We start from the raw sequence: 22,007 nt of genomic DNA, 5'->3' as shown, positions 1-22,007 counted from the left end.
AGATCGTTTCAGATGGCACCGGGGGCGCAAGGGGAATGAGGACATGAAGGAGTTCCGGCTGGATCAGCTGGAGGCGGAGCGGATCGCGAACGACGGCGCGTACCTGCGTTTCCTTCGCGAACGCAACATGTCGGTGGGGCTCTACGCGCTCGACGCGGGCGCGTCCGACGCCCAGCGCCCGCAGGCGCAGGACGTGGTCAACTTCGTGGTGAGCGGCCGGGCGGCGATGACCGTCGGCGAGGAGACGACCACGGTGGCGCGCGGCAGCGTCGTCTACGTGCCGGCCGGGGTGCGGGCCAGGTTCCACCACATCAGCGAGGACCTGCGGGTCCTCGTGGTGTTCTCGCCGCCCGAGGGCTGAGGCGGGGCAGGGGCGCCCGGCCCCGCCGGGGCGGCGGAGCCGGCGTCTCAGGGTCGGCGTCAGGGAACGGTCAGGGGAGGACGGGGGCCGGGGGGCCTCCCGGCGCCGCCCCGGCACGCATAGCATCGAGACCGACACCGGGGGGCGAGGACACGCGCGGAACAGGAGCCGTGGCAATGAAGGAAACGTTCATGACACTGCCGGGGTGGGTGCGGTGGGTCGCCATCCCCGCGCTCGCGCTCCTGGTCTTCGGCACGCTGCTGATCGGGCTGATCACGTGGGTGCTCGGGCTGCTGTTCCGGATCTTGCTGTTCGCCGCCCTGGTCGCCGTCCTGATCTTCGTGGTGCGCAAGTTCACTTCTTCCTCCTCCTCCGGTGGCGGGTGGTAGGCGCGGCCGTCCCGCCGCGCGGCGGCCGGTCGGCGTTCACCACGAGCGCCGCGAGCAGCGTCGTCACCGGCACGGAGGCGACCAGGCCGATCGAGCCGACCAGCGTCCGCACGATCTCCTCCGAGACCAGTTCGCTGAACGCCACGGTGCCGACGCTGCTGTTCGCGATGGTGAAGAGCAGCAGCAACGGCAGCGCGGCGCCCGCGTAGGCGAGCACGAGCGTGTTGACGACCGAGGCGATGTGGTCCCGGCCGATCCGCATGCCCGCCCGGTACAGTTTGAGCCAACTCGCCCCGGGATCGGCCTGTTTCAGCTCCCACACGGCTGATGTCTGCGTCACCGTCACGTCGTCGAGCACGCCGAGCGAACCGATGAGGATGCCGGCCAGCAGCAGGCCGCGCACCTCGATCGCCGGATAGAGGCTGTGCACCAGGCCGGTCTGGTCGTCGGTGTTGCCGGTCAGGGAGGCCCAGCCGATGAACAGCGAGCCGAGCACCCCGATCAGCAGCAGCGACACCAGTGTGCCGACCACGGCGACCGAGGTCCGGGCGTTCACCCCGTGGCACAGGTACAGCGTCACCAGCATGATCACGCTGCCCCCGACCACGGCCACGACCAGCGGGTTCGAGCCGTGCAGGATGGCGGGCAGGATGAACAGCGTCAGCACCGTGAAGCTGACCACGAGCCCCACGAGCGCGAGCAGTCCGCGCAGCCGGCCGACCGCGACCACGGCGAGCGCGAACACCACGGCGAGCAGCAGTATCGGGGTGTCGCGCTTCACATCCGTGACGTGGTATTGCAACTCCTCGGGCGCGTCGGGCGCGTAGGCCACGACGACTTCCTGGCCGGCGTCGTAGCGCTGGGTCGCGTCGGGGGGCACCATCTCCTGGAACGTGCGCCCGGCGTGCGGGCCCGAGGTGACCTCGACCGTCGCCTGCTCGCACACGCCGCCCACTCCGCGCGGCACCTGAACGCCGACGTCCTCGCAGGCGACTTCGTCGACGGCCGTCACCCGCGCCTGCTCATGCTGCTGGTCGAACCCGACCCCCGTGCGTTCCTGCTGCTCAGGGGCTCCGCCCGGCCACAGCAGCACGAGGCCGGCCACCATGGCGGAGGCGAACGGGATCAGCACGGCCGCTATCACCCGCCGCAAGTGGCCCGAGACGGGCGCCACCGGCCCACCGTGGTGGGCGTGGCCGTGCGGAAGGGGCGGGCGGGCGTGCGGGTCGAGCGTGGGTTCGTCGCGTCCGGTCACGTGCCGATCATCGCGTAAAACGCCCGGCCCACTGTTCAGCCCGGCCGGTGTGCCGTTAGCGTGGAGGCGCGAGTTTGCACATCGCGGGAGCTCCGAGCACGGGGCTGAGAGGGCGCTGGAGCTGCGCCGACCGCCGAACCTGTTACCGGGTAATGCCGGCGTAGGGAGTAGGTCTCATGACCACGCGGGACACACGTTCGTCTTCTGCCGCCATCGGATCGCACAAGGCGTATCTCACCGGCTCGCGCCCGGACCTGCGGGTCCCGGTGCGGCGCGTCCACCTCACCGACGGCAACGCCGTCACCCTGTACGACACCTCGGGCCCCGCCACGGACCCGGCCGTCACCACCGACGTCCGCCGCGGCCTGCCGCCGCTGCGCCACCGCTGGATCGCGGAACGGCGCGCGGACGGCACCGGCGACGTCACGCAACTGGCGTATGCCAGGCGGGGAGTCGTGACGCCGGAGATGGAGTTCGTCGCGCTCAGGGAGAACGTCGCGCCGGAGTTCGTCCGCGACGAGATTGCCGCGGGACGGGCCGTGCTGCCGGTCAACGTCAACCACCCGGAGTCCGAGCCGATGATCATCGGCAAGAACTTCCTGGTGAAGGTCAACGCCAACATCGGCAACTCCGCGGTGACCTCGTCCGTCGAGGAGGAGGTGGAGAAGATGACGTGGGCGACCCGCTGGGGCGCCGACACCGTCATGGACCTCTCCACCGGCCGCGACATCCACACCACGCGCGAGTGGGTGCTGCGCAACTCCCCGGTGCCCATCGGGACCGTGCCGCTCTACCAGGCGCTGGAGAAGACCGGCGGCCGGGCGGAGGAGTTGAACTGGGAGATCTACCGGGAAACGGTCATCGAACAGGCCGAGCAGGGCGTGGACTACATGACGGTGCACGCCGGCGTGCTGCTGCGCCACATCCCGCTGACCGCGCGCCGCAAGACGGGCATCGTGTCGCGGGGCGGCTCGATCATGGCGGCCTGGTGCCTGGCGCACCACGAAGAGAGCTTCCTGTACACGCACTTCGCGGAACTGTGCGAGATCTTCCGCTCCTACGACATCACCTTCTCGCTGGGCGACGGCCTGCGGCCCGGCTCGATAGCCGACGCCAACGACGAGGCGCAGTTCGCGGAACTGCGCACGCTGGCCGAGCTGAACCGCATGGCCAAGGACCACGACGTGCAGACGATGATCGAGGGCCCCGGGCACGTTCCGATGCACAAGATCAAGGAGAACGTCGACCTCCAGCAGGAGCTGTGCGAGGAGGCGCCGTTCTACACGCTCGGCCCGCTGACCACGGACATCGCGCCCGCCTACGACCACATCACCTCCGGCATCGGTGCGGCGATGATCGCGTGGTGGGGGACGGCGATGCTGTGCTACGTCACGCCCAAGGAGCACCTGGGCCTGCCCGACCGCGACGACGTGAAGACCGGCGTGATCACGTACAAGATCGCCGCCCACGCCGCCGACCTCGCCAAGGGGCACCCGGGCGCCCAGGTCTGGGACGACGCGCTGTCCGACGCGCGGTTCGAGTTCCGCTGGGAGGACCAGTTCAACCTGTCGCTCGACCCGGAGACGGCCCGCGCCTACCACGACGAGACGCTGCCGGCCGAGCCGGCGAAGACGGCGCACTTCTGCTCGATGTGCGGGCCGAAGTTCTGTTCGATGAAGATCAGCAGGGACGTGATGGACACCTACGGGCCCGGGCGGGCCGACGACCTGTCCGACGACGAGATCGAGGCGGGCATGTTGGCCAAGTCCAAGGAGTTCGCGGAGTCGGGCAATCGCGTCTACCTCCCGCTGGCCTCCGACTGACGTCGCCCTCGCTGGGCCTGCCCTGCCTGACCCGGCAGGGCGGGCCCAGCGTCACGCAACGCCTAACGCGCCGCCTCGGCCCTGCGCAGCGCTGCCCGGTGCTCGTGGGTCCAGAGTGCGCCCCGCTGCTCCGCCGGGAGTCCCGCCAGCCCGGCCGACAGGTGATGCGCCGCTTCGTCGTAACGCCGCAGCGCGAGGGTGCTGAGTCCCAGATTTATCCTGTTGAATTCGGGGGTCAGCCAGTAAGCGGTCTCGGGCGGCGGAATGGCGGCGGCTTCCTCGGCCAGTCGCTCGGCTTCCTCGACGAGTCGCAGGGCGCGGGTCGACTCGTTCAGGTGTGCGTATCCCGCGGCTGCCTGCAAGGTGTCGCCCATGCGCTGAGCCGGGTGGGCGCCGGGCGTGGCAGCCGCCGCGGAGAACCAGCGGGCGACTGCCGGGTGATTTCCCTGCCGGCGGGCGAGGTATCCCCGGAAATTCAGGGCCTGGGCCGCGAGCGTGCCGTTGCCGATGTCGTCGGCGATGTGCAGTGCCTGGCCGAGCAGGGTTTCCGCCTCCCTGCCGCGCCGCACTTGGGCAAGCAGCCAGCCACCGAACTGGGCGAACTCCGAGGCCACTTCCGCGAGGGCGTTCCTGTGGGCGCCTCTCGCGCTCCTGAGGAGCCCCGTCACCTCTTTCACCTGCGCGAGCGTGGCGGGGATGATGGTCTGCGGGAGCACGGCGTCGTCCAGCCGCCGGTAGGCCGCCAGTTCTGCTTGCCGTTGAGGACGCGCGACAGGTAACCCGTGTCGTAGGCGATGGCTCTGGACGCCGCCCGTATTGAGTAGCCATGCTCCGACAACGCACGTCGTGCCACTTCTCCGAATGCGTCGTCCACCGCGCGCCTCCCCAGCATAGGCAGCGCCGGTCAACTCCCGTGTGACCCGGCGCAGGAGAAGGTTCCGGCCGCCCAGCGCACGAATCCGCGCTTGCGGCACGCCGGACAGTCCGCGGCGGCGGCGAGTCCCGCTCCCGGCCGCGGCGGGCCGGGCGGGCACACTGTCGGGATGACTGGCATATTCCTGAGCAAGGGTGCGAACGTTCCGGTAGCCGCCGATTCCGTGCGTGCGGAGTTGAGTTGGGACGCGTCGGCGCCCGGTGCGCCGGACGCCGACGCGTCGGCGCTGCTGCTGACGGGGGACGGCAAGGTGCGCGGCGACGGCGACTTCGTCTTCTACAACCAGCCCGTGCACGCCTCGGGCGCCGTCCGGCACGCGGGCAAGCGGCCCGGTGCGGACGCGGTCGAGGTGGACCTGCGCGCACTCGAACCAGGGATTGAACGCGTGGTGCTGGCCGCCTCGGCGGACGGCGGCACGTTCGGCGAGCTGAGCGGGCTGCGGCTGGTGCTCTCGGACGCCGTCGGCGGCGCGGAGCTGGCGCGGTTCGACATGAGCGCGGAGCGCGAGACGGCGTTCGTCGGCGGGGAGTTGTACCTGCGGAACGGGCAGTGGAAGTTCCGCGCGGTGGGTCAGGGGTACGACACGGGCCTGGAAGGGCTCGCGACCGACTTCGGCATCGCCGTCGAGGAGGAGGAGCCGGAGGCGCCCGCGCCTGCGCCCGCGCCCGTTCAGGTGCCAGTGCCGCCCGCGCCCCCCGCGCCCGCGCCCGTTCAGGCGCCCGCGCCGCCGAGTGCTCCGGCGCCCGCGCCGCCCGTTCAGGCGCCCCCTGCGCCCGCCGGCGCGGGGAACGGGCTTGAGAAGCTGCCCGGCGAGATGCGGGAGCGGCTGTCGCTGCGCAAGCAGCGGGTGGCGGTCAGCCTCGACAAGCACGGGGCGCCGCCCGGTGTGCGGGCGCGGATCGTGCTGGTGCTGGACGCGTCGGGCTCGATGACGTCGCTGTACCGCAAGGGCGTGGTCAAGGACACGGTCGAGCGCATGGCGGCCGTGGCCGCCGCACTGGACGACGACGGCCGGATGCAGGCGTGGACGTTCGCCAGCAACCCCGCCCAGCTGCCGGACCTGGACCTCGGCGAGCTGCCCGCGTGGCTCGACCTGCACGTCCGCGTCGGCGGCGACAACCCGTGGTCGCGCCCCGCGGGCGGCTCGTTCTTCCGCAGGAAGAAGGAGCCGCGGGCGGCGCCCCCGGTCCGGCAGCCGGGCCAGATCGACATGAAGCTGATCGGCTACGGCAACGAGGAGCAGAAGGTCATCCACCTCGTCCGCACCTACGTGCGCAAGCGCCCGGCCGACGAGCCGACCCTGGTCCTCTTCTTCTCCGACGGCGGTGTCCACCGCAACCGCGAGATCGAGCAGCAGTTGCGGGGGGCGGAGGACGAGCCGCTGTTCTGGCAGTTCGTCGGCCTCGGCAGGTCGAACTTCGGGGTGCTCAAGAAGTTCGACGAGCTGCCGGGCCGCCGCATCGACAACGTCGGGTTCTTCGCCGTCGACGACATCTCCCGGGTGTCCGACGAGGAGCTGTACGACCGGCTGCTCTCGGAGTTCCCGAAGTGGCTGAAGGCGGCGACGGCGCTCGGGATCATCCGGAGGTAGGCGCACGCGCCGGGCCGGAGCCGGAATCGTTCCGGTCCGCGACCTCGCATTAATCGCATCGTGTGCCGAATGGGCTGGGGGAACGCTTCCCGTAGGCCGACCGAGGATGTCGACGTTCGGGCACCCGGGTGGGCGCGTGTGACCGGTGAATGATCGCACTATGTCACCGCTTGATACTCGGGTGCCCGCGCTGCTGCTCCGTCTGGACCGGAACCCGTTCCACCACGGTTCCCTCGGCGCGGTGAGGTCATTGGGGCGTGCGGGGGTCGAGGTGCACGCCTTTGTGGAGGGCGCGCGCAGCCCACTGGCCCGCTCCCGTTATCTGCGGTGCGCCCACGTGTTCACGGGGGACCCGCACACGGCCGGCGACATCGAACGGGCGCTGACCCGCGCCGCCGCGCGCATCGGGCGGCCCGCCGTGCTGATCCCCATGGACGACCTGGGGGCGCTCGCCGCCCACCGGCTCGCGCCCCGGTTGCGCGGCGCGTACCTGCTGCCCCGCGCGCCGGCCGAGCCGCTGGAACGCGCCGCGGACAAGGCGGAACTCGCGGAGCTGTGCCGTGAGGTGGGCCTGGCGCATCCGCCGACCGCCGTTCCGGACAGCGCGGCAGAGGCGGTGGCGGCGCTGCGCCGCCTCGGCCCGCCCGTGGTGGCGAAGTGGAGCCGCCCGTGGCTGCTGCCGCCGGGCGGCGCGCTGCGCAGCACCACCGTGGTGTCGGGCGCGGAGCAGGTGCGGCGGCTGTTCGCGTGCGCGCCGCGCGCGGGCAGCAGGCTGCTGCTCCAGCGGCTGGTGCCCGGGGGCGCGGGCGCCGACTGGTTCTTCCACGGCTGTTTCGCGGCGGACGGCACGCTGCTGGCCGGGGGCACCGGGCGCAAAGACCTGGCGTGGCCGCCGGGTGCCGGGCTGACGGCGGTCGGCAGCCGCGTGCCGAACGCGGAGGTGGCACGGGCCGCGCGGCGCCTGGCGTCCTGCCTCGGCTACCACGGCGTGCTCGACGCCGACTTCCGCTGGGACGCCGCCGCGCGCGCCTACCACCTGCTGGACGTCAACCCGCGGCCGGGAGCGCAGTTCCGGCTGTTCACGGAACGGTCGGGGCTCGACGTGGTGCGGGCCCTGCACCTCGACCTGACCGGGCGTTCGGTGCCGGCCGCCCCGGCCGCTGCCGCGCCAGGACGGGTGTTCGTCGCCGAGAACTACGGGCTGCCCGCCGCGCTGGCCGCCGGGCGGCGGTGGCGGCGGGCGGGCCGGGAGGTGGAGTGGGCGTGGTTCGCGGCCGACGACCCGGCGCCGTTCCTCGCGATGGCGGGCGCCTGGCCGCGGCGCGGGCCGCTGCGCCCCCGGCGCGGGCGGCGCCATGCGAGCGGGGGGCGGCGCCCGGCAGGCGGCGGGCCGCTGCGGCCCCGGCGCGGGCGGGGCGCGGCGGGCGGCGTGATCACCGGAACGAGCGACGAGAAGGACGTGACGCGATGCATGACCTCGTAGTGGTGGGTGCCGGGCCCTACGGCCTGTCGATCGCCGCCCACGCCGCGGCGGCCGGGCTCGACGTGCGGGTGCTCGGGCGGCCGATGTCCGCCTGGCGCGACCATATGCCGCCCGGGATGTTCCTCAAGTCCGAGCCATGGGCCTCGAACCTCTCCGAGCCCGCGGGCACCGACACCCTGGCCGCCTACTGCGCGGGCCGCGGCCTGCGCGCGGAGCACGGCAGTCCGCTGCCGATCGGGACGTTCACGGCGTACGGGATGTGGTTCGCCGACCGGCTGCCGCTGCCGGTCGAGGACCGCGCCGTCACGGCCGTCAGACCGTGGGCTGACGGCTTCCGCGTGGAGACAGGCGACGACCTGCCGCCGCTGCCGGCCCGCTGCGTGGCGCTGGCGGCCGGGGTGCTGCCGTTCGCCTCCGTGCCCGCGCCGCTGGCCTCGCTGCCCCCGGGACTCGTCAGCCACAGCAGCGACCACGGCGACCTGTCCGGGTTCGCGGGCAGGGACGTCGCGGTGATCGGCGCCGGGCAGGCGGCCCTGGAAACGGCGGTGCTGCTCGCCGAGGCCGGGGCGCGGCCGACCGTGGTGGCCCGCGCCCCCGCGTTGAACTGGAACACCACGCCCCAGCCCCTGCGCCGTGGCGTGCGGGCCGTGCTGAGCGCCCCGTTCCGCGCCCCGCACAGCGGCCTCGGCACCGGCTGGTCGAGCTGGGCCTGGTCGGAACTGCCCTGGGCGGTCCGGCACCTGCCCGCCGGCGTGCGCGCGCACGTGGCGGCGACCGCGCTCGGCCCCGCCGGCGCGTGGTGGCTGCGGGAACGGTTCGACGGTGCCGTCCCGGTGCGTCTGGGCCACCGGCTGACGCGGGCGGAGGCGACGCCCGACGGCCGCGTGCGGATCGAGGTGGCGACGCCCGAGGGCCGGGACGCCGTGACCGCCGCGCACGTCATCGCGGCCACGGGCTTCGAGCCCGACCTGCGGCGGCTGCGGCTGCTCGACCCCGCGCCGCGCGACCGGCTGCGCACGGTCCGCGGCACGCGGGCGCCCGCGCTCGACGGCGGGTTCGAGTCGTCCTGGCCCGGGCTGTTCTTCGCGGGGCTGCTGACGGCGCCGGTGTTCGGCCCGGCGATGCGGTTCGTGCACGGCGTCTCGTTCACGGCGCGGGCGCTGACCCGCGGAGTGGAGCGCAGGATCGGCGCGGGCCACGGGCCGCGCGTTCCCGCGCCGGGGCGCGCCCCGGCACGCGCTGCGGCCCGGGCGCGCCGGTCGGCGGTGGCCCGGGCCGTCGAGTGACCGCGGAGGCGGGCGTCGCGCTGCGGTCGCGTCGCGGCGCCCGGCCGTCAGGCAGCGGCGAGCTGCGTGGCCAGGCTCTTGGCCCGCGCCCTGGCCTCCTCGTGCGCCGCGGCGGCGGACGCCTCGGCCTGGTCGACCAGGGCGGCCATGGCGGGGGTGACCGGTGCGAGGGTCAGCTCGGGGACGATGAAGCCGACGTCGAGCCTGAGCTGCTCGCCGAGGACGAACTCCAGGTAGGGCTGGACGTAGTCCCGGCCGTTCATGGGGGTGCCGGGCCGGTAGGAGCCGCCCCGGCTGGTGACGACGGTGACCGGCTTGCCCGCGATGGTCGAGGAGTCGCCCATGGTGCGGCCGACGACCATCACGTGGTCGAGCCACGCCTTGAGCGAGGAGGGCACCGAGTAGTTGTAGAGCGGGGCGCCGAGCAGCACCGCGTCGGCCGACTCCAGCTCGGTGACCAGGCCGTCGCGCAGCTCGAACCCGGCCTGCTGCGCGGGCGTGCGATCCTCGGGGGCGATGGAGCCGGAGTGGAACGCCTCGGCGCTCAGGTGCGGCAGCGGGTCGGCGGCGAGGTCGCGGTAGACGATCTCGCCCTCCGGATGCTGCTCCTCCCATGCCTGGCGGAAGCTGGCGGCGACGGCCCGGGAAACGGACTTGTCGCCATTGAACGAGGTGTCGATGTGCAGCAGCGTGGCCACGGGAACTCCTGGGCGTGAGACGGTGGCGTAACATTAGGAAGTATCAGAAGCGCAGTAGGTAGCGCTTCCGCTGTAACTATTTTTAGCACAGGTACTTACTTTTCTGCACCAGCTACCTCTCCGGTAGGGTGGTCTCATGCTGGAAGAATCGGACAATCGGGGCGAAGTGCTCCCGGCGGCCGGGCGGGACGGCGCCTCCCTGTGCTCGGCGCCCGACACCGCCGTGCTGCGCGTGTTCGGGCTGCTCGGCAAGCGGTGGACCGGCGTGCTGATCGCCGCGCTCATGAACGGCCCCGGCTACTTCACCGAGCTGAAGCGGGCCGTTCCCGGCATCAGCGAACGCATGCTCTCCGACCGGCTCAGCGAACTGGCCGACGAGGGGCTGGTCACCCGGCGGGTCCAGGAGGGCCCGCCCCTGCGCGTCAGCTACTGCCTCACGCCCGCGGGGCGAGCGCTGAGCCCCGCCCTCAAGGAGCTGACCCGCTGGGCCGAGGCCCACCTGGAGGGCGCGGCCGGGCGGTGCCCGGAGGAGTTCCGCGACGGCGCGTGAGCCGTTGCCGGGCGGACCGCCGTCCGCCGGACCGCGGCGCGGCCGGGCGAGCGCATAGGCTGAGCGGGTGACCCAGGCGCACACGCAGGACAACGACGAGGCGACCGGCCGGCTCGAACGTGCCGTCCACGCGGCCGAGACGGCGCTGATCGAGTTCGAGATCGCGGTCGAGACGTTCCGCATCGAGGTGGAGAACTACTCCCGCCTCCATGAACGGCGGCTCGGCCCGCTGTACACGCGTCTCGAAGAGCTGGAGGCGGAGATCGCCGAGGCCGTCGCGGCCCGCACCGGCGCGCCGGAGGACGAGGCCAGGGCCCGGCAGGCCAGGGCCGCCATCGCGCCCATGCCGCAGGTCTCCGAGCTGTTCCAGGGGTGGCTCGACGCCGACGGCTTCACCCCCGAGGGCTACGCCATGCTGACGGAGCAGTCCGTGCAGGAGCCGCCCCGGGTCAGGCCGGGCGAGGAGGCCCGCGGGATCTACCGGGAGCTGGTCCGCGCGTGCCACCCGGACCTCACGGTCGACGCGGGCGAGCGGGACCGCAGGGACGCGTTCCTCACCCGCGTGAACCAGGCGTACGCGCGCGGAGACGCCGACGCGCTGCGCGAGCTGGCCGAGGAGTGGGCGCGCGGCCCCGACACCAACCCGGCGCGCAGCCGCGGCGAGGAGCTGTACGCGCGCCTCGAATGGCTGGCCCACCGCAAGGAACTGCTCGCGGACGCCGCCGCGGCCCTGGAGGACAGCGCGATCGGCTCCATGCTGCGGATGGCGGGCGACGACCCGGACCGCATGCTGGAGGAGGTCGCCGGGCAGCTGCGGCAGCGGATCGCCGACCGCGAGGCGGAACTGGCCGGACTGCTCGCCGGATAGCGGCGGTAGGGTCGGGGCATGAGCTTCGCACTTCCCACCGTGACGGCCGACGCCGTGCCCGCGGGCGCGCCGCTGCTCGATGTCCGCGAGCCCGAGGAGTGGGCGGCGGGCCACGCCGAGGGCGCGCTGCACATCCCGATGGGGCAGGTCGTCGAGCGCATGGGCGACATCACGGAGCACGCGGGCGACGGCACGCTGCACGTGGTCTGCAAGGTCGGCGGCCGGTCCGCGCAGGTCACCGCCTACCTCGTGCGGAACGGGATCGACGCGGTCAACGTGGACGGCGGCATGCACGCCTGGCAGGCGTCCGGCCGCCCCCTGGTCGCGGAGAGCGGGGGCGACCCGTTCGTCCTGTGAGCCGTGACACGCCGGTCCCCCTCGTCCGGTCACGCATCTCCGCTTGAAATCAGAACTTGGTCTGAGTACTCTCTGAGTATGGCTACCGCGCGTCTGGAAGCAGAGACGGAGTCCGTCTCCTTCACCGACCTCTCCCGCAACCCCAAGGGTGTCGCAGCCAAAGCCGCCGCCCTGGGGCGCTTGCGCGTCACGCACCGGGACGCGCCCGACATGCTCCTGACGACGGCCGCGCGCGCGGAGTACGCCGAGGAGAACCTGACCACGGCCTCGCGGCTCTTCCTCGCGCTGATGAAGCAGGATGAGGGCGCCAGGACGCTTCTTCTCGCGCTCCCCGAGGTGTTCCCGTGGGTGCGGCATCTCGACGCGGAGGAGGTTCGGGCCTTCACCGTCGAGCTTCTTGAGGCGCTGTCGGACGCCGCCGAACTGGACGCGGGGGAAGCCGTGCACCGCGCCATCGTCTCCTGGCGTGCCACGGCCCGTATCAACGCCGACCCCGATCAGCTCAGAGATTCGCTGCGCCCGCTCGACGGCGACGACCTCGGCCCGGTCGAGGTGCGTGAGTGAGCCCGAAGAAAGGCGATCGGGTCAGCGTTCCACCCCTCGACGGGTGGGACGTCGTCTTCGGGACGACGGACGCGGTGACGGGCTGGGAGGAGCTGTGCCGGGTGGCGTTGCCGAACGCGCGTCGTTGCCTGGACGCCCTTCGCACCGACCCCCTGTCCCGGTCCAACTGGAGTCGCCAGCACCAGCTACGAGGCCGGCACGCCACGAAAATGTGGAAGGGCTCCCACTTGGAGCAGTGGGAGTACGAGGTCACCAGCGGTGGTCGAGTGCGCTACCTGGTCAGCGCGGAGACGGGCACGGTGATCCTCGTGTACGCCTCCCCGAGGCATCCGAAGGACACGGAGTGACCTGAGCCGGGGCCGCGGGCCGGGCGGGGCGCCACCGCCCGGCGGCGCGCTTCCCTCGCGCTCCGTCAGGGCGCCAACCGCTTGAGGCGCGTCACCGCCTCGCGCAGGACCTCCTCGCGTTTGCAGAAGGTGAAGCGGACCTGGGCGCGGCCGGTGCCCGGGGTGTCGTAGAAGACCGCGTTGGGCACGGCGACGACGCCGCAGCGGCCGGGCAGCGCGCGGCAGAACGCGAAGCCGTCCCGTTCGCCGAGCGGCGTGACATCCGTGGTGACGAAGTACGTGCCCTGCGGCCGGTACACCTCGAAACCGCTGTCCGCGAGCCCGTCGGCCAGCAGGTCGCGCCGGGCGCGCAGGTCCTCCCTGATCCCGGTGAAGTAGGCGTCCGGCAGGGCGAGCGCCTCGGCGACGGCGTACTGGAACGGCCCCGCGCTCACGTAGGTGAGGTACTGCTTGGCCGTGCGGACGGCGGCGACCAGGGCGGCCGGCGCCGTGACCCAGCCGACCTTCCAGCCGGTGAACGAAAAGGTCTTGCCGGCCGACGAGATCGACACCGTGCGCTCGCGCATGCCGGGCAGCGCGATCAGCGGAACGTGCTCGCCGTCGAACACCAGGTGCTCGTACACCTCGTCCGTCACCACCAGCAGGTCGTGCTCGACGGCGAGCGCGGCGATGGCGGCGCGCTCCTCGGCGGTGAGGACCATGCCGGTCGGGTTGTGCGGGGTGTTGAGGAGCAGGAGGCGGGTGCGCGGGGTGATCCTGGCCCGCAGTTCGTCGAGGTCGGGGCGGAAGGACGGGGCGCGCAGCGTCAGGGGCACGCGCCGGGCGCCCGCCATCGCGACGCAGGCGGCGTAGGAGTCGTAGAACGGTTCGAAGGCGATCACCTCGTCGCCCGGTTCGAGGAGGGCGAGCATGGCCGCGGCGATGGCCTCGGTGGCGCCCGCCGTGACCAGGACCTCGGTGCCGGGATCGAAGTTCAGGCCGTAGAAATGCCGTTGGTGCGCGGCGATCGCGTTCCTCAGCTCGGGAACGCCAGGGCCCGGCGGGTACTGGTTGCCGCGGCCGTCCCGCAGCGCGCGCACGGCGGCCTCGCGGATCTCCTCGGGCCCGTCCGTGTCGGGGAAGCCCTGGCCGAGGTTGATCGCGCCGGTCTCGACGGCGAGCGCGGACATCTCGGCGAAGATCGTCGTCCCGTGCCCCTCAAGCCGCCGGTTCAGCAGTGGCCTGCCGCTCATGTTCCCACCGTCCTCGCCTGTTCCCGCCCGTGCTCGCCCGTTCCCGCGCGGGTCCTCCGTTGCTTCCGGTGCCATCCTCGCGGAGGAGGCGGGCCGCGGTCACCCCGCGGTCACCCGGGGGAGGGGCGCGCGGCGGGCGGTCCGGGGGTGCGGGGGCGGTCAGGCGTCGAAGTCCAGCTCGACGCGTTCCGTCAACGGGCGCGACTGGCAGGCGAGTACGTAGCCGGCCGCCACCTCGGACTCCTCAAGCGCGAAGTTGCGCGCCATGTCGACGCGGCCCTCGGTGAGCCGCGCGCGGCACGTGCCGCAGACGCCGCCGCGGCAGGCCCAGGGGGCGTCGGGCCGGTTGCGCAGCACGGCGGTCAGCAGCGTCTCGTCCGCCGCCACCGGCCAGCTCGCGCGACGGCCGTCGAGCGTCGCCGTCAGCGTGCCCGCGGCCCCGCCGGGCCTCGGCGCGCCCCCGGGCGCGGGCGGCGTCGCGCCGGCGTGGAACAGCTCGGTGCGCACGCGTTCGCGCGGCACGCCCAGCGCGCGCAGCGCCCCGCGCGCCGCGTCGATGAGCCCTGGCGGTCCGCACAGGTACCAGCCGGCCACGTCGGCGCAGCGCAGCAGCGCGGGCAGCAGGGCGCGCAGGCGGTGCTCGTCGAGGCGGCCGGGCGCGAGACCGGCGCCGCGCTCCTCCCGCGTGAGCGCGTGCAACGACTGGAACCGGCCGGGGTGGCGGTCCTTCAGGTCGGCCACCTCGTCGAGGAACATCGCGCTCGCCGCGCTGCGGTCGCTGCGCAGCAGCGTGAAGCGGGCCGACGGCTCGGCGGCCAGCAGCGTCGCCGCCATGGAGAGCACGGGCGTGATGCCGCTGCCGCCGGCGACGGCGGCGAAGTGCCCGGGGCGCGGCGGCAGCGTGAACCGGCCGCGCGGCGGGAGCACGTGCACGGTGTCGCCCGGCGCGAGTTCACGCGCAGCGCCGCCGGAGAACGCGCCGCCCGGGAGGTGCCTGATGCCGACGGTCACGTGGCCGGCGCCGGCCGGGCTCGCGATGGAGTAGGTGCGCCGCAGCGCGCCGTGCCGGAACGTCAGGTGCTGTCCGGGCACGTGCCGGAACGCGGCGCGCAGCGGCGGCGGCACCGCGAGCGTGAGGGCCACGGCGTCCTCGGCCGCGGGTTCGGCGCGCGTGACGGTCAACGGGTGGAACATCACCGCTCCTTCACGTGGTCGAACGGCTCGCGGCAGGCGGCGCAGTGCCGCAGCGCGCGGCACACCGTTCCGGAGAAGGCGCTCACCAGCGCGGTGTCGGCGCTGCCGCAGCGCGGGCAGAGGACCGGCGGCCGTGCGGGCGCGGAGAGTTGGACGAGCACGGGGCCGCCGGGGCGCGGGGGCGCGATCCCGGCGGCGGCCAGCTTGCGCCGGCCCTCCGGCGTGATGTCGTCGCTGCTCCACGGCGGGTCGCGGACGACGCGCACGGTGACGTGCCGTTCGCCGTGGGCGCGCAGCACGCGTTCGACGTCCGCGGCCATGGCCTCGACGGCCGGGCAGCCGAGCCACGTCGGCGCCAGCTCGACCACGACCTCGCCGGTGTGCTCGCCGCGCCGCACCGCGCGCAGGACGCCGAGGTCGGAGAGCGTCACCATCGGCAGCTCGGGGTCGGGCACGGCGCCGGCCAGCGCGGCGAGGCCGGTCACCACGCCGCCCCCGGGTGGCTGCGGTGCAGGTGCTGCATCTCGGCGAGCAGCCTGCCGAACGCCTCGGTGTGCAGGCCGCGCCGCCCGCCGCCGGTGAACGGGGCGCCGGGGGGCGGCGGTTCGCCCGGCACGGGCAGCGTCGCGGCGCGCAGGGTCCCGGTGACGTGGGCGGTCCAGTCGGCCCGCAGCGCGGCCGGGTCGAGCCAGTCGAGTCCCGGCACCGGCTCGAACAGCTCGCCGGTGTGCCGCCACAGGGCGGCGACCGCGCGCGCGGCCCGCGCGTGGCTCTCGGCCGTCCCGTCCCCGAGCCGCAGCGTCCACGTCACGGCGTGGTCCAGGTGGTAGGCGATCTCGGGCCCCGCCGCGGCGGCGATGGCGGCGAACGGTCCCGGGCGCTCCGCGAGGCGCGCGAACAGCGGCCGTTGCCAGGCGCTGAAGAACAACTGCCGCACCATCGTGTGGGCGAAGTCGCCGTTCGGCAGCTCGACCAGCCGGACGTTGCGGAAGGCGCGCGCGTCGCGGCGGAACGCGAGCGCGTCCTCGTCGCCCGCGAGGGAGAGCAGCGCGCGCGCCTGTCCGAGCAGGTCGAGCGCGAGGTTGGCGAGCGCGACCTCCTCTTCCAGGACCGGCGCCGAGCCCGCCCACTCGGCCAGCCGGTGGGACAGGATCAGCGCGTCGTCGCCCAGGGCGAGCGCCGTCTCCCGCGTGCCGGGGGGCGCGTCCCCCGCGGTTCCGGCGGTCCCGGCGGCCCCGCGCGGTCCGGTGGCCGTTGCGTCGGCCGTTCCACCCGCCGTTCCACCCGCCGTTCCGGCGGTCCCGGTCGCTTCGTCGCTCACAGGTGCCGCACCCCCTCGGGAACCTCGTAGAACGTGGGATGCCGGTAGGGCTTGTCCGCGGTGGGCCGGAAGAACGGGTCGCGCTCGTCCGGCGACGAGGCGGTGACGGCCGCGGCCGGGACCACCCACAGCGAGACGCCCTCGCCGCGGCGGGTGAACAGGTCGCGGGCGTTGCGCAGGGCGAGCTCCGCGTCGGGCGCGTGCACGCTGCCCGCGTGCGTGTGGGCCAGCCCCCGCCTGGGCCGCACGAACACCTCCCACAGCGGCCACCCCGCGCCGGGCCCTGGCTCCGCCTCGTCCTCCGCCGCCCGGCTCACGACGCGCCCGCGCCAACGGTCGGGGCCGTGGGAACGTGCGGGGCGGCGCCGCCCCTCGGGTGCTTGGCGGCGTAGGCGGACGCCGCCTCGCGCACCCACGCGCCCTCCGCGTGCGCCCGGCGGCGCCGGGAGACGCGCTCCTCGTTGCAGGGCCCCTCACCGGCCAGCACCGCGCGGAACTCCGCCCAGTCGACGGGCCCGAAGTCCCAGTGGCCGCGCTCCTCGTTCCACCGCAGCTCGGGGTCGGGCAGGGTGAGCCCGAGCGCCTCGGCCTGCGGCACGCAGATGTCGACGAAACGCTGCCGCAGCTCGTCGTTCGTGTGCCGCTTGATCCGCCACGCCATCGACTGCTCGGTGCGCGGCGAGGCGTCGTCGGGCGGCCCGAACATCATCAGCGACGGCCACCACCAGCGGTCCACCGCGTCCTGCGCCATGGCCCGCTGCGCGCTCGTGCCGTGCGCCAGCGTGTGCAGCAGCTCGTAGCCCTGCCGCTGGTGGAACGACTCCTCCTTGCAGATCCGCACCATCGCGCGGGCGTAGGGACCGTAGGAGCAACGGCACAGCGGCACCTGATTGGTGATCGCGGCGCCGTCCACGAGCCAGCCGATCGCGCCGACGTCGGCCCAGGTCAGCGTCGGGTAGTTGAAGATGGACGAGTACTTGTGCCGACCCGCGTGCAGCTTGTCGAGCAGTTCGTCCCGGCTCGTGCCCAGCGTCTCGGCCGCGCCGTAGAGGTACAGGCCGTGGCCGGCCTCGTCCTGCACCTTCGCGATCAGGATGGCCTTGCGGCGCAACGAGGGGGCGCGCGTGATCCAGTCGGCCTCCGGCTGCATGCCGATGATCTCGGAGTGCGCGTGCTGCGCGATCTGCCGGACCAGCGTGGCCCGGTAGGCGTCGGGCATCCAGTCGCGGGGCTCGATCCGTTCGTCGGCCGCGATGGTCCGTTCGAAGGCCGCCGCGTGGCCCGCCGTGTCGTTCGCCGTGTGGTCCCGAGTGCCGTCGCCGGCGTGCTCCGTCTCCGCTCGCGCGTTCACCGCTCAGCCCTCCGTGCCGACCGATCGTTCGGTTCGATGGTGAGGGGGCGGTACCGGAGTGTCAAGGTGCCCGGGGGGCAGGTACGGTGCTCGGGTCACAGCGAGAGCAGTTCTTGTGGGGGAGCGGACCGAGCATGCTGCCATCCGACACGGCACCGGGAGGCGGGACGCCGACGGAGTCCGTGCGCCTCTCCGCCCTCTCCCTCCCCGCCCGCCTCGTCATCGCCGTCGCGGTGGGCGGCGTGGGCACGTTCATGACCTGGCACCTGGCGATGGTGTTCCTGTTCGTGGCCCCGTCGAACACCGTCTCCGAGGAGCACGGCGACACCGTGCGCGGCTACATGTACCCGGAGTTCGAGCAGAACTGGAAGCTGTTCGCGCCCAACCCCCTCCAGCGCAACGAGGGCCTGTCCGTGCGCGCCGAGGTCCGCGAGGCGGACGGCTCGACCCGCGTCACCGACTGGATCGACCTGACCGCCATGGACATCGACGGCATACGGCACCAGCTGCTGCCCAGCCACACCGCGCAGAACACGCTGCGCCGCGCCTGGGACTTCTACTCCGGCTCGCACGACGACGACGGCGACCCGGTCGGCCTGCGCGGGGAGCTGTCGGAGGCGTACGTGCACCGCATCGCCCTGCTCCGCATCCAGGACAGCGTCGACCTCGGCACCGTGGAACGCGTCCAGTTGCGCTCGACGGTCCAGCGCGTGCCCGCGCCCGCCTGGCGCCCCGAGGACTTCGACACCGCGCCCGTGCACGAGGAACTGGACTGGTGGGTGGTGACGACCGAGGACCTGCCGCAGGGCGAGCTGGCCTCGGACCGGACGGCCGAGGAGGCGCGGCGATGAGCGTTCCCGCGCAGCGGACGAAGTCCCCGGGCGGCGGAACGGGCGGTGGCGCGCTGGGCGGCGGCGGGACGGGGGCCGGTGGAACGGGCGGCGGAACGGGGGCGGGCGGATCGCCGCCCTCGCCGTTCCGCGACCTGGGCGGCCGGTTCGACGCGGCGCTCGCGCGCGGCATCGGCAACGTCACGCGCCGGGCGCTCGGCCCGTACCAGACGGCGATCGTGCGGATCGGCTTCGCGACGACCGTGCTGCTCTTCCTGCTGCACGAGTGGCCCAACCGGCACCAGCTGTACGGCCCCGACAGCCCCTGGGGCTTCGACCTGGCGACCCGGTTCGTCGACGGGAACGGCGCGTTCACGGTCCTGCTGTGGTGGGACTCGGTGCCGTGGTTCGAGCTGGTCTACCACCTGACCATGGTCGCCGCGGTCGCGATGCTGCTCGGCTGGCGGACCCGCGCCACCTCCGTGCTGCTCATGATCGGCGTGCTCTCGCTCCAGAACCGCAGCGTGTTCATGGGCGACGGCGGGGACAACGTCATCCGGCTGATGGTGATGTACCTGGTCCTCACCCGCTGCGCGCAGGTGTGGTCCCTCGACGCGCGCCGGCGTGCGCGCTGGGCGCCCGGGCGCCCGGAGACGAACGACCCGGTGGGCATCGCGCTGTGGGCCGTGCTCGGGGCGCTGCTGCTCGCCGCCATGCTCGGCGGGAAGCTCGACAGCCTCGTGTGGAGCCTGTTCTTCGGCGGCATGTGGCTCGTGCACGGCTTCTGGTGGCTCGTGCGGCGGAACGCGCCAGGTGAGCCGCGCATCGTCTCCGACATCGTCGCCAACCTCGTCCACAACGCGACGCTGCTGGTGATCATGGCGGAGGTCTGCATCATCTACGCCACCGCCGGCTGGTACAAGATCCAGGGCTCGCGCTGGCAGGACGGCACCGCCGTCTACTACCCGATGCAGCTCGACCACTTCAACGTCTGGCCTGCCGTCAACGACCTGCTGGCCGGCAGCGGCCTCATCATCACGGCCCTCACCTACGGGACCGTGATCACGCAGGTGGCGTTCCCGTTCGCGCTGCTCAACCGGCGCGCGAAGAACGTGCTGCTCGTGGTGATGATCGCCGAGCACATCGGCATCGCCGTGCTGCTCGGACTGCCGTTCTTCTCCCTGGCCATGATCGCCATGGACATCGTCTTCCTGCCGACCGTCTTCCTGCTGTGGCTCGGCGGTCGCGCGCAGCGCGCGACCGACCCCGTGCGCCGGCGCCTGCGCGGCCTGCGTGGGCCGCGCCCCGCGCCGCCCGGGCAGCGCCAGGCTGCGGCGGGCGACCGGCAGCCGGCCTGGGCCGAGAAGCCGTGACGCCCACCGCCGCCTGGCGCGACCTGGCAGCGGGCGGCGCCGTGCTGCTCGACGGCTTCCACGCGCTGAAGCACGCGGTGCGCTTCGGCGCCGACGTGCCCCTGGCGCTGACGGCCGACAGGAACGCCGCCCTTGCCCTGGCCGACGACCTCGCGCCCGACCTGGCGGACCGGCTCGGCGCGCTGCTCACGCCGGTGGCGCCGGACGAACTGGCCGCGCTCGTTCCCCGGCCGCACCCCACCGGTGTGGCCGCGCTCGCGCGTCCCGCGCCGCGCACGCCGGCGCCCGGCGCGCGGCCGGTCGTCGTGCTGGAGAACCCGCGCCACCTCGGCAACATCGGCGCCGTCGTGCGCCTCGTCGCCGGCACGGGCGCCGCTGGCGTGCTCACCACGGGAACCGTCGACCCGTGGCACCCCGCCGTGCTGCGCGCCGCCGCCGGGCTGCACTGGGCGACGGCGGTCGGCCGCGTCGCCGGGCCGGAGGCGTTGCCGCCCGGCCCGCTGTACGCGCTCGACCCGGCGGGCACGGACCTGCGGGAGACGGCCCTGCCGCCCGGCGCGCTGCTCGCGTTCGGCTCGGAACGCTCGGGGCTGAGCGCGGAGCTGAAGGCGCGGGCCACCGCGCTCGTCTCGCTGCCGATGCGCGAGGGCGTCTCCAGCTACAACCTGGCCACCAGCGTGGCGATGACCCTCTACCACTGGCTCGCCGCCGCTCCCCGCTGAGCCGCTCCCCGCTGAGCCGCGCGGCCCCACACCGGCCGTCGCCGTCGCCGTCGCACGAACGGTGCCCGTCGGACCACTGAGTCCCGCGAGCCCGGGCAGGAGCGGGGGAACGCGCGTGCCCATGGAGTGGGTTCCGCGTCACCCGAACGGGGTCCTTTGTTGCGCAAGGCGGAGGAAGTTCGCGCGGTCCCGGCCCGCGCAGCGCGCACAGTGGACGTTCGCGACGACCGAAGGACGTCAAGGAGGACGCGTGTCCTGGGCTGACGGCGAGTGCGTGGTCGACACCCGGAGCGGCCGGGTGGGCCGAGTCACCGGACGTGACGGAACGTGCCTGCACCTGCGACCGCTCAGCGACGGGCGGCCGTGGGACTGCCCGCAGGAGCGGCTGCGGGCGGCCACCGAGTGGGAGCAGCGCAACGCGGACGTGCTGGACGCGACCTGGCGGTACTGGCGGCCCGCGGTCGGCCGGTAGGCCGGTGGGCCAGGGAGAGGACGACGACGAGACACAAAACGTTCGGTCGCGTCGTCCACAAGCGTCCGCGACCGCATGCTCCGTACCGCGATGCCGGCTCAGGCCGCCATGTCGGCTTCGGGCTGGAGCGCGGGGCCGAGCAGCAGGCCACCGTCCAGGACGAATTCCGAGCCCGTGGCGAACGACGCGTCCTCCGAGGTGATGAACAGCAGCATGCGGGTGATCTCGGAGGGTTCGGCGAGGCGGGGGATGGCGAAGGGGTCGGGCGAGTAGAAGTCGGCGATGGCCGGCCGGCCCGCGACGGTGGGTTCGTTGATCAGCGGGGTGGAGACGACGCCGGGGTGGAGGGAGTTCACCCGGATGTTGTCCCGCCCCAGCTCCAGAGCGGCCGTCCTGGTCAGCCCGCGCACGGCCCACTTGCTGGCGGTGTACGGGGCGTAGAAGGCCGTGCCGATGTGGGCCATGGTCGAGGCGATGTTGACGATGGTTCCGCCACCGCCCCTGCGCATCGACGGAGCCACGGCCCTGATGCCGAGGAACTGGCCGGTGACGTTGACGCTGAGAACGCGCTCCCAGGTGCGGAGTTCGGTGTGCTCGACGGGGGCCGCCGGGTTCTGGATGCCCGCGTTGTTCACCAGGATGCTGATCGGCCCGAAGTGGCCCTCGACGTCTCGCACCACCGCGGCCCAGTCGTCCTCGCTGGTGACATCCAGGTGGACGGACAGAGCCCGCTGACCGAGCTGAGCAGCGAGATCGCGGCCGGCGTCGTCGTCGCGGCCGGCGATGACGACGTTCGCCCCCTCGGCGTGGTAGCCCCGCACATGGCTGCTGCCCATGCCCCCGCTGCCGCCCGTGACGATGACGGTCCGGCCCGCAAAGCGTTCCATGCTGCTTCCTTCCCAGCTCACCTTGATGGTGAGCCGAGTGGCTCACCCCCTCTCTCAAGGTAGAGGCAGGGCTAGAGGTGAGTCAAGTGACTCACCTCGTAGCGAGAGGCATACTGGAG

25 protein-coding genes are annotated in these 22,007 nt (G+C 73.5%); 15 read left to right on the top strand and 10 right to left on the bottom strand.

Features of this window, described 5'->3' with window-relative positions:
- Positions 1-43: 43 nt before the first annotated feature.
- Both LC193_RS14530 and LC193_RS14525 read left to right on the top strand, forming a co-directional pair.
- Positions 44-361, top strand: coding sequence for a cupin domain-containing protein (locus LC193_RS14530; RefSeq protein WP_086159658.1), 318 nt, complete (start codon positions 44-46; stop codon positions 359-361).
- A gap of 176 nt (positions 362-537) precedes the next feature.
- On the top strand, positions 538-750 hold the full coding sequence (locus LC193_RS14525) for a DUF5326 family protein (RefSeq protein WP_086159659.1): 213 nt from the start codon (positions 538-540) through the stop codon (positions 748-750).
- Here the strand turns inward: LC193_RS14525 and LC193_RS14520 are convergent.
- A complete protein-coding gene (locus LC193_RS14520; RefSeq protein ID WP_226074585.1) occupies positions 716-2,005 on the bottom strand; it encodes a YibE/F family protein in 1,290 nt (429 codons plus the stop codon). The genes LC193_RS14525 and LC193_RS14520 overlap by 35 nt on opposite strands.
- Before the next feature lie 176 nt (positions 2,006-2,181).
- On the opposite strand from LC193_RS14520, the gene thiC reads away from it, so the two are divergent.
- A complete protein-coding gene (gene thiC / locus LC193_RS14515) occupies positions 2,182-3,828 on the top strand; it encodes a phosphomethylpyrimidine synthase ThiC (RefSeq protein WP_226074583.1) in 1,647 nt (548 codons plus the stop codon).
- Positions 3,829-3,890: 62 nt separating this feature from the next.
- Here the strand turns inward: thiC and LC193_RS14510 are convergent, their stop codons facing one another.
- Positions 3,891-4,544 carry a hypothetical protein gene (locus tag LC193_RS14510; RefSeq protein WP_226074581.1) on the bottom strand — a complete coding sequence of 218 codons (654 nt, stop codon included), beginning with the start codon at positions 4,542-4,544 and terminating at the stop codon, positions 3,891-3,893.
- Positions 4,545-4,871: 327 nt separating this feature from the next.
- On the opposite strand from LC193_RS14510, the gene LC193_RS14505 reads away from it, so the two are divergent.
- The 3 genes from LC193_RS14505 (at position 4,872) to LC193_RS14495 (ending at position 9,122) form a co-directional block, all read left to right on the top strand.
- Complete coding sequence (locus LC193_RS14505; protein WP_226074579.1) at positions 4,872-6,353, top strand: VWA domain-containing protein; 1,482 nt, start codon at positions 4,872-4,874, stop codon at positions 6,351-6,353.
- A gap of 160 nt (positions 6,354-6,513) precedes the next feature.
- Complete coding sequence (locus tag LC193_RS14500) at positions 6,514-7,836, top strand: carboxylate--amine ligase (protein ID WP_226074577.1); 1,323 nt, start codon at positions 6,514-6,516, stop codon at positions 7,834-7,836.
- Positions 7,821-9,122, top strand: a complete 1,302-nt coding sequence (locus LC193_RS14495; RefSeq protein ID WP_226074575.1) for an NAD(P)-binding domain-containing protein — start codon at positions 7,821-7,823, stop codon at positions 9,120-9,122. Before LC193_RS14500 ends, LC193_RS14495 begins: the two co-directional genes overlap by 16 nt.
- 47 nt (positions 9,123-9,169) lie before the next feature.
- On the opposite strand, the gene LC193_RS14490 is transcribed toward LC193_RS14495, so the two are convergent.
- Entirely contained in the window at positions 9,170-9,820 is a 651-nt protein-coding gene (locus LC193_RS14490) for an FMN-dependent NADH-azoreductase (protein ID WP_226074573.1), read from the bottom strand.
- A 136-nt stretch (positions 9,821-9,956) separates the two neighbouring features.
- Here LC193_RS14490 and LC193_RS14485 point away from each other — a divergent pair, with 136 nt between their 5' ends.
- The 5 genes from LC193_RS14485 (at position 9,957) to LC193_RS14465 (ending at position 12,506) form a co-directional block, all read left to right on the top strand.
- Entirely contained in the window at positions 9,957-10,370 is a 414-nt protein-coding gene (locus tag LC193_RS14485; RefSeq protein WP_318842157.1) for a winged helix-turn-helix transcriptional regulator, read from the top strand.
- Between the two features lie 67 nt (positions 10,371-10,437).
- Positions 10,438-11,238 carry a hypothetical protein gene (locus LC193_RS14480; protein WP_226074571.1) on the top strand — a complete coding sequence of 267 codons (801 nt, stop codon included), beginning with the start codon at positions 10,438-10,440 and terminating at the stop codon, positions 11,236-11,238.
- A gap of 18 nt (positions 11,239-11,256) precedes the next feature.
- Complete coding sequence (locus tag LC193_RS14475; RefSeq protein WP_226074569.1) at positions 11,257-11,595, top strand: rhodanese-like domain-containing protein; 339 nt, start codon at positions 11,257-11,259, stop codon at positions 11,593-11,595.
- Positions 11,596-11,673: 78 nt separating this feature from the next.
- Positions 11,674-12,159 (top strand): prevent-host-death family protein, encoded by a 486-nt coding sequence (locus LC193_RS14470; protein ID WP_226074567.1) that lies wholly within the window; start codon positions 11,674-11,676, stop codon positions 12,157-12,159.
- Positions 12,156-12,506: a hypothetical protein gene (locus tag LC193_RS14465; protein WP_226074565.1), complete on the top strand. Its 351-nt coding sequence runs from the start codon at positions 12,156-12,158 to the stop codon at positions 12,504-12,506. The genes LC193_RS14470 and LC193_RS14465 overlap by 4 nt, the downstream gene beginning before the upstream one ends.
- A 65-nt stretch (positions 12,507-12,571) precedes the next feature.
- On the opposite strand, the gene LC193_RS14460 is transcribed toward LC193_RS14465, so the two are convergent.
- The 6 genes from LC193_RS14460 to paaA form a co-directional block, all read right to left on the bottom strand.
- Positions 12,572-13,738, bottom strand: a complete 1,167-nt coding sequence (locus LC193_RS14460; RefSeq protein WP_226074563.1) for a pyridoxal phosphate-dependent aminotransferase — start codon at positions 13,736-13,738, stop codon at positions 12,572-12,574.
- 159 nt (positions 13,739-13,897) lie between these two features.
- Positions 13,898-14,932: a 2Fe-2S iron-sulfur cluster-binding protein gene (locus tag LC193_RS14455; RefSeq protein ID WP_226074561.1), complete on the bottom strand. Its 1,035-nt coding sequence runs from the start codon at positions 14,930-14,932 to the stop codon at positions 13,898-13,900.
- Positions 14,932-15,417: a 1,2-phenylacetyl-CoA epoxidase subunit PaaD gene (gene paaD, locus LC193_RS14450; RefSeq protein WP_226074559.1), complete on the bottom strand. Its 486-nt coding sequence runs from the start codon at positions 15,415-15,417 to the stop codon at positions 14,932-14,934. Before paaD ends, LC193_RS14455 begins: the two co-directional genes overlap by 1 nt.
- Positions 15,414-16,253: a 1,2-phenylacetyl-CoA epoxidase subunit PaaC gene (gene paaC / locus LC193_RS14445; protein ID WP_318842156.1), complete on the bottom strand. Its 840-nt coding sequence runs from the start codon at positions 16,251-16,253 to the stop codon at positions 15,414-15,416. Before paaC ends, paaD begins: the two co-directional genes overlap by 4 nt.
- The gene (paaB, locus tag LC193_RS14440; protein ID WP_226074557.1) at positions 16,250-16,570 is read right to left on the bottom strand and encodes a 1,2-phenylacetyl-CoA epoxidase subunit PaaB; all 321 of its coding nucleotides are present in this window, start codon (positions 16,568-16,570) and stop codon (positions 16,250-16,252) included. The genes paaC and paaB overlap by 4 nt, the downstream gene beginning before the upstream one ends.
- Entirely contained in the window at positions 16,567-17,604 is a 1,038-nt protein-coding gene (paaA, locus tag LC193_RS14435) for a 1,2-phenylacetyl-CoA epoxidase subunit PaaA (RefSeq protein WP_226074554.1), read from the bottom strand. The genes paaB and paaA overlap by 4 nt, the downstream gene beginning before the upstream one ends.
- Before the next feature lie 134 nt (positions 17,605-17,738).
- On the opposite strand from paaA, the gene LC193_RS14430 reads away from it, so the two are divergent.
- From LC193_RS14430 to LC193_RS14415, 4 genes are all read left to right on the top strand, one after another.
- Positions 17,739-18,455: a DUF5819 family protein gene (locus LC193_RS14430; protein ID WP_226074552.1), complete on the top strand. Its 717-nt coding sequence runs from the start codon at positions 17,739-17,741 to the stop codon at positions 18,453-18,455.
- Positions 18,452-19,807, top strand: a complete 1,356-nt coding sequence (locus LC193_RS14425) for an HTTM domain-containing protein (protein WP_226074550.1) — start codon at positions 18,452-18,454, stop codon at positions 19,805-19,807. Before LC193_RS14430 ends, LC193_RS14425 begins: the two co-directional genes overlap by 4 nt.
- Complete coding sequence (locus LC193_RS14420) at positions 19,804-20,529, top strand: TrmH family RNA methyltransferase (RefSeq protein WP_226074548.1); 726 nt, start codon at positions 19,804-19,806, stop codon at positions 20,527-20,529. The genes LC193_RS14425 and LC193_RS14420 overlap by 4 nt, the downstream gene beginning before the upstream one ends.
- A 250-nt stretch (positions 20,530-20,779) precedes the next feature.
- Positions 20,780-21,001: a hypothetical protein gene (locus LC193_RS14415; RefSeq protein WP_226074546.1), complete on the top strand. Its 222-nt coding sequence runs from the start codon at positions 20,780-20,782 to the stop codon at positions 20,999-21,001.
- 98 nt (positions 21,002-21,099) lie between these two features.
- Here the strand turns inward: LC193_RS14415 and LC193_RS14410 are convergent, their stop codons facing one another.
- Positions 21,100-21,888 (bottom strand): SDR family oxidoreductase, encoded by a 789-nt coding sequence (locus LC193_RS14410; protein ID WP_226074544.1) that lies wholly within the window; start codon positions 21,886-21,888, stop codon positions 21,100-21,102.
- Between the last annotated feature and the right edge of the window lie 119 nt (positions 21,889-22,007).

The organism is Streptomyces marincola (assembly GCF_020410765.1).
In the GTDB taxonomy this organism is placed as follows: domain Bacteria; phylum Actinomycetota; class Actinomycetes; order Streptomycetales; family Streptomycetaceae; genus Streptomyces; species Streptomyces marincola.
Note: the sequence above shows the minus strand (reverse complement) of the source record. Positions and strands in the feature narration are given on the sequence as shown.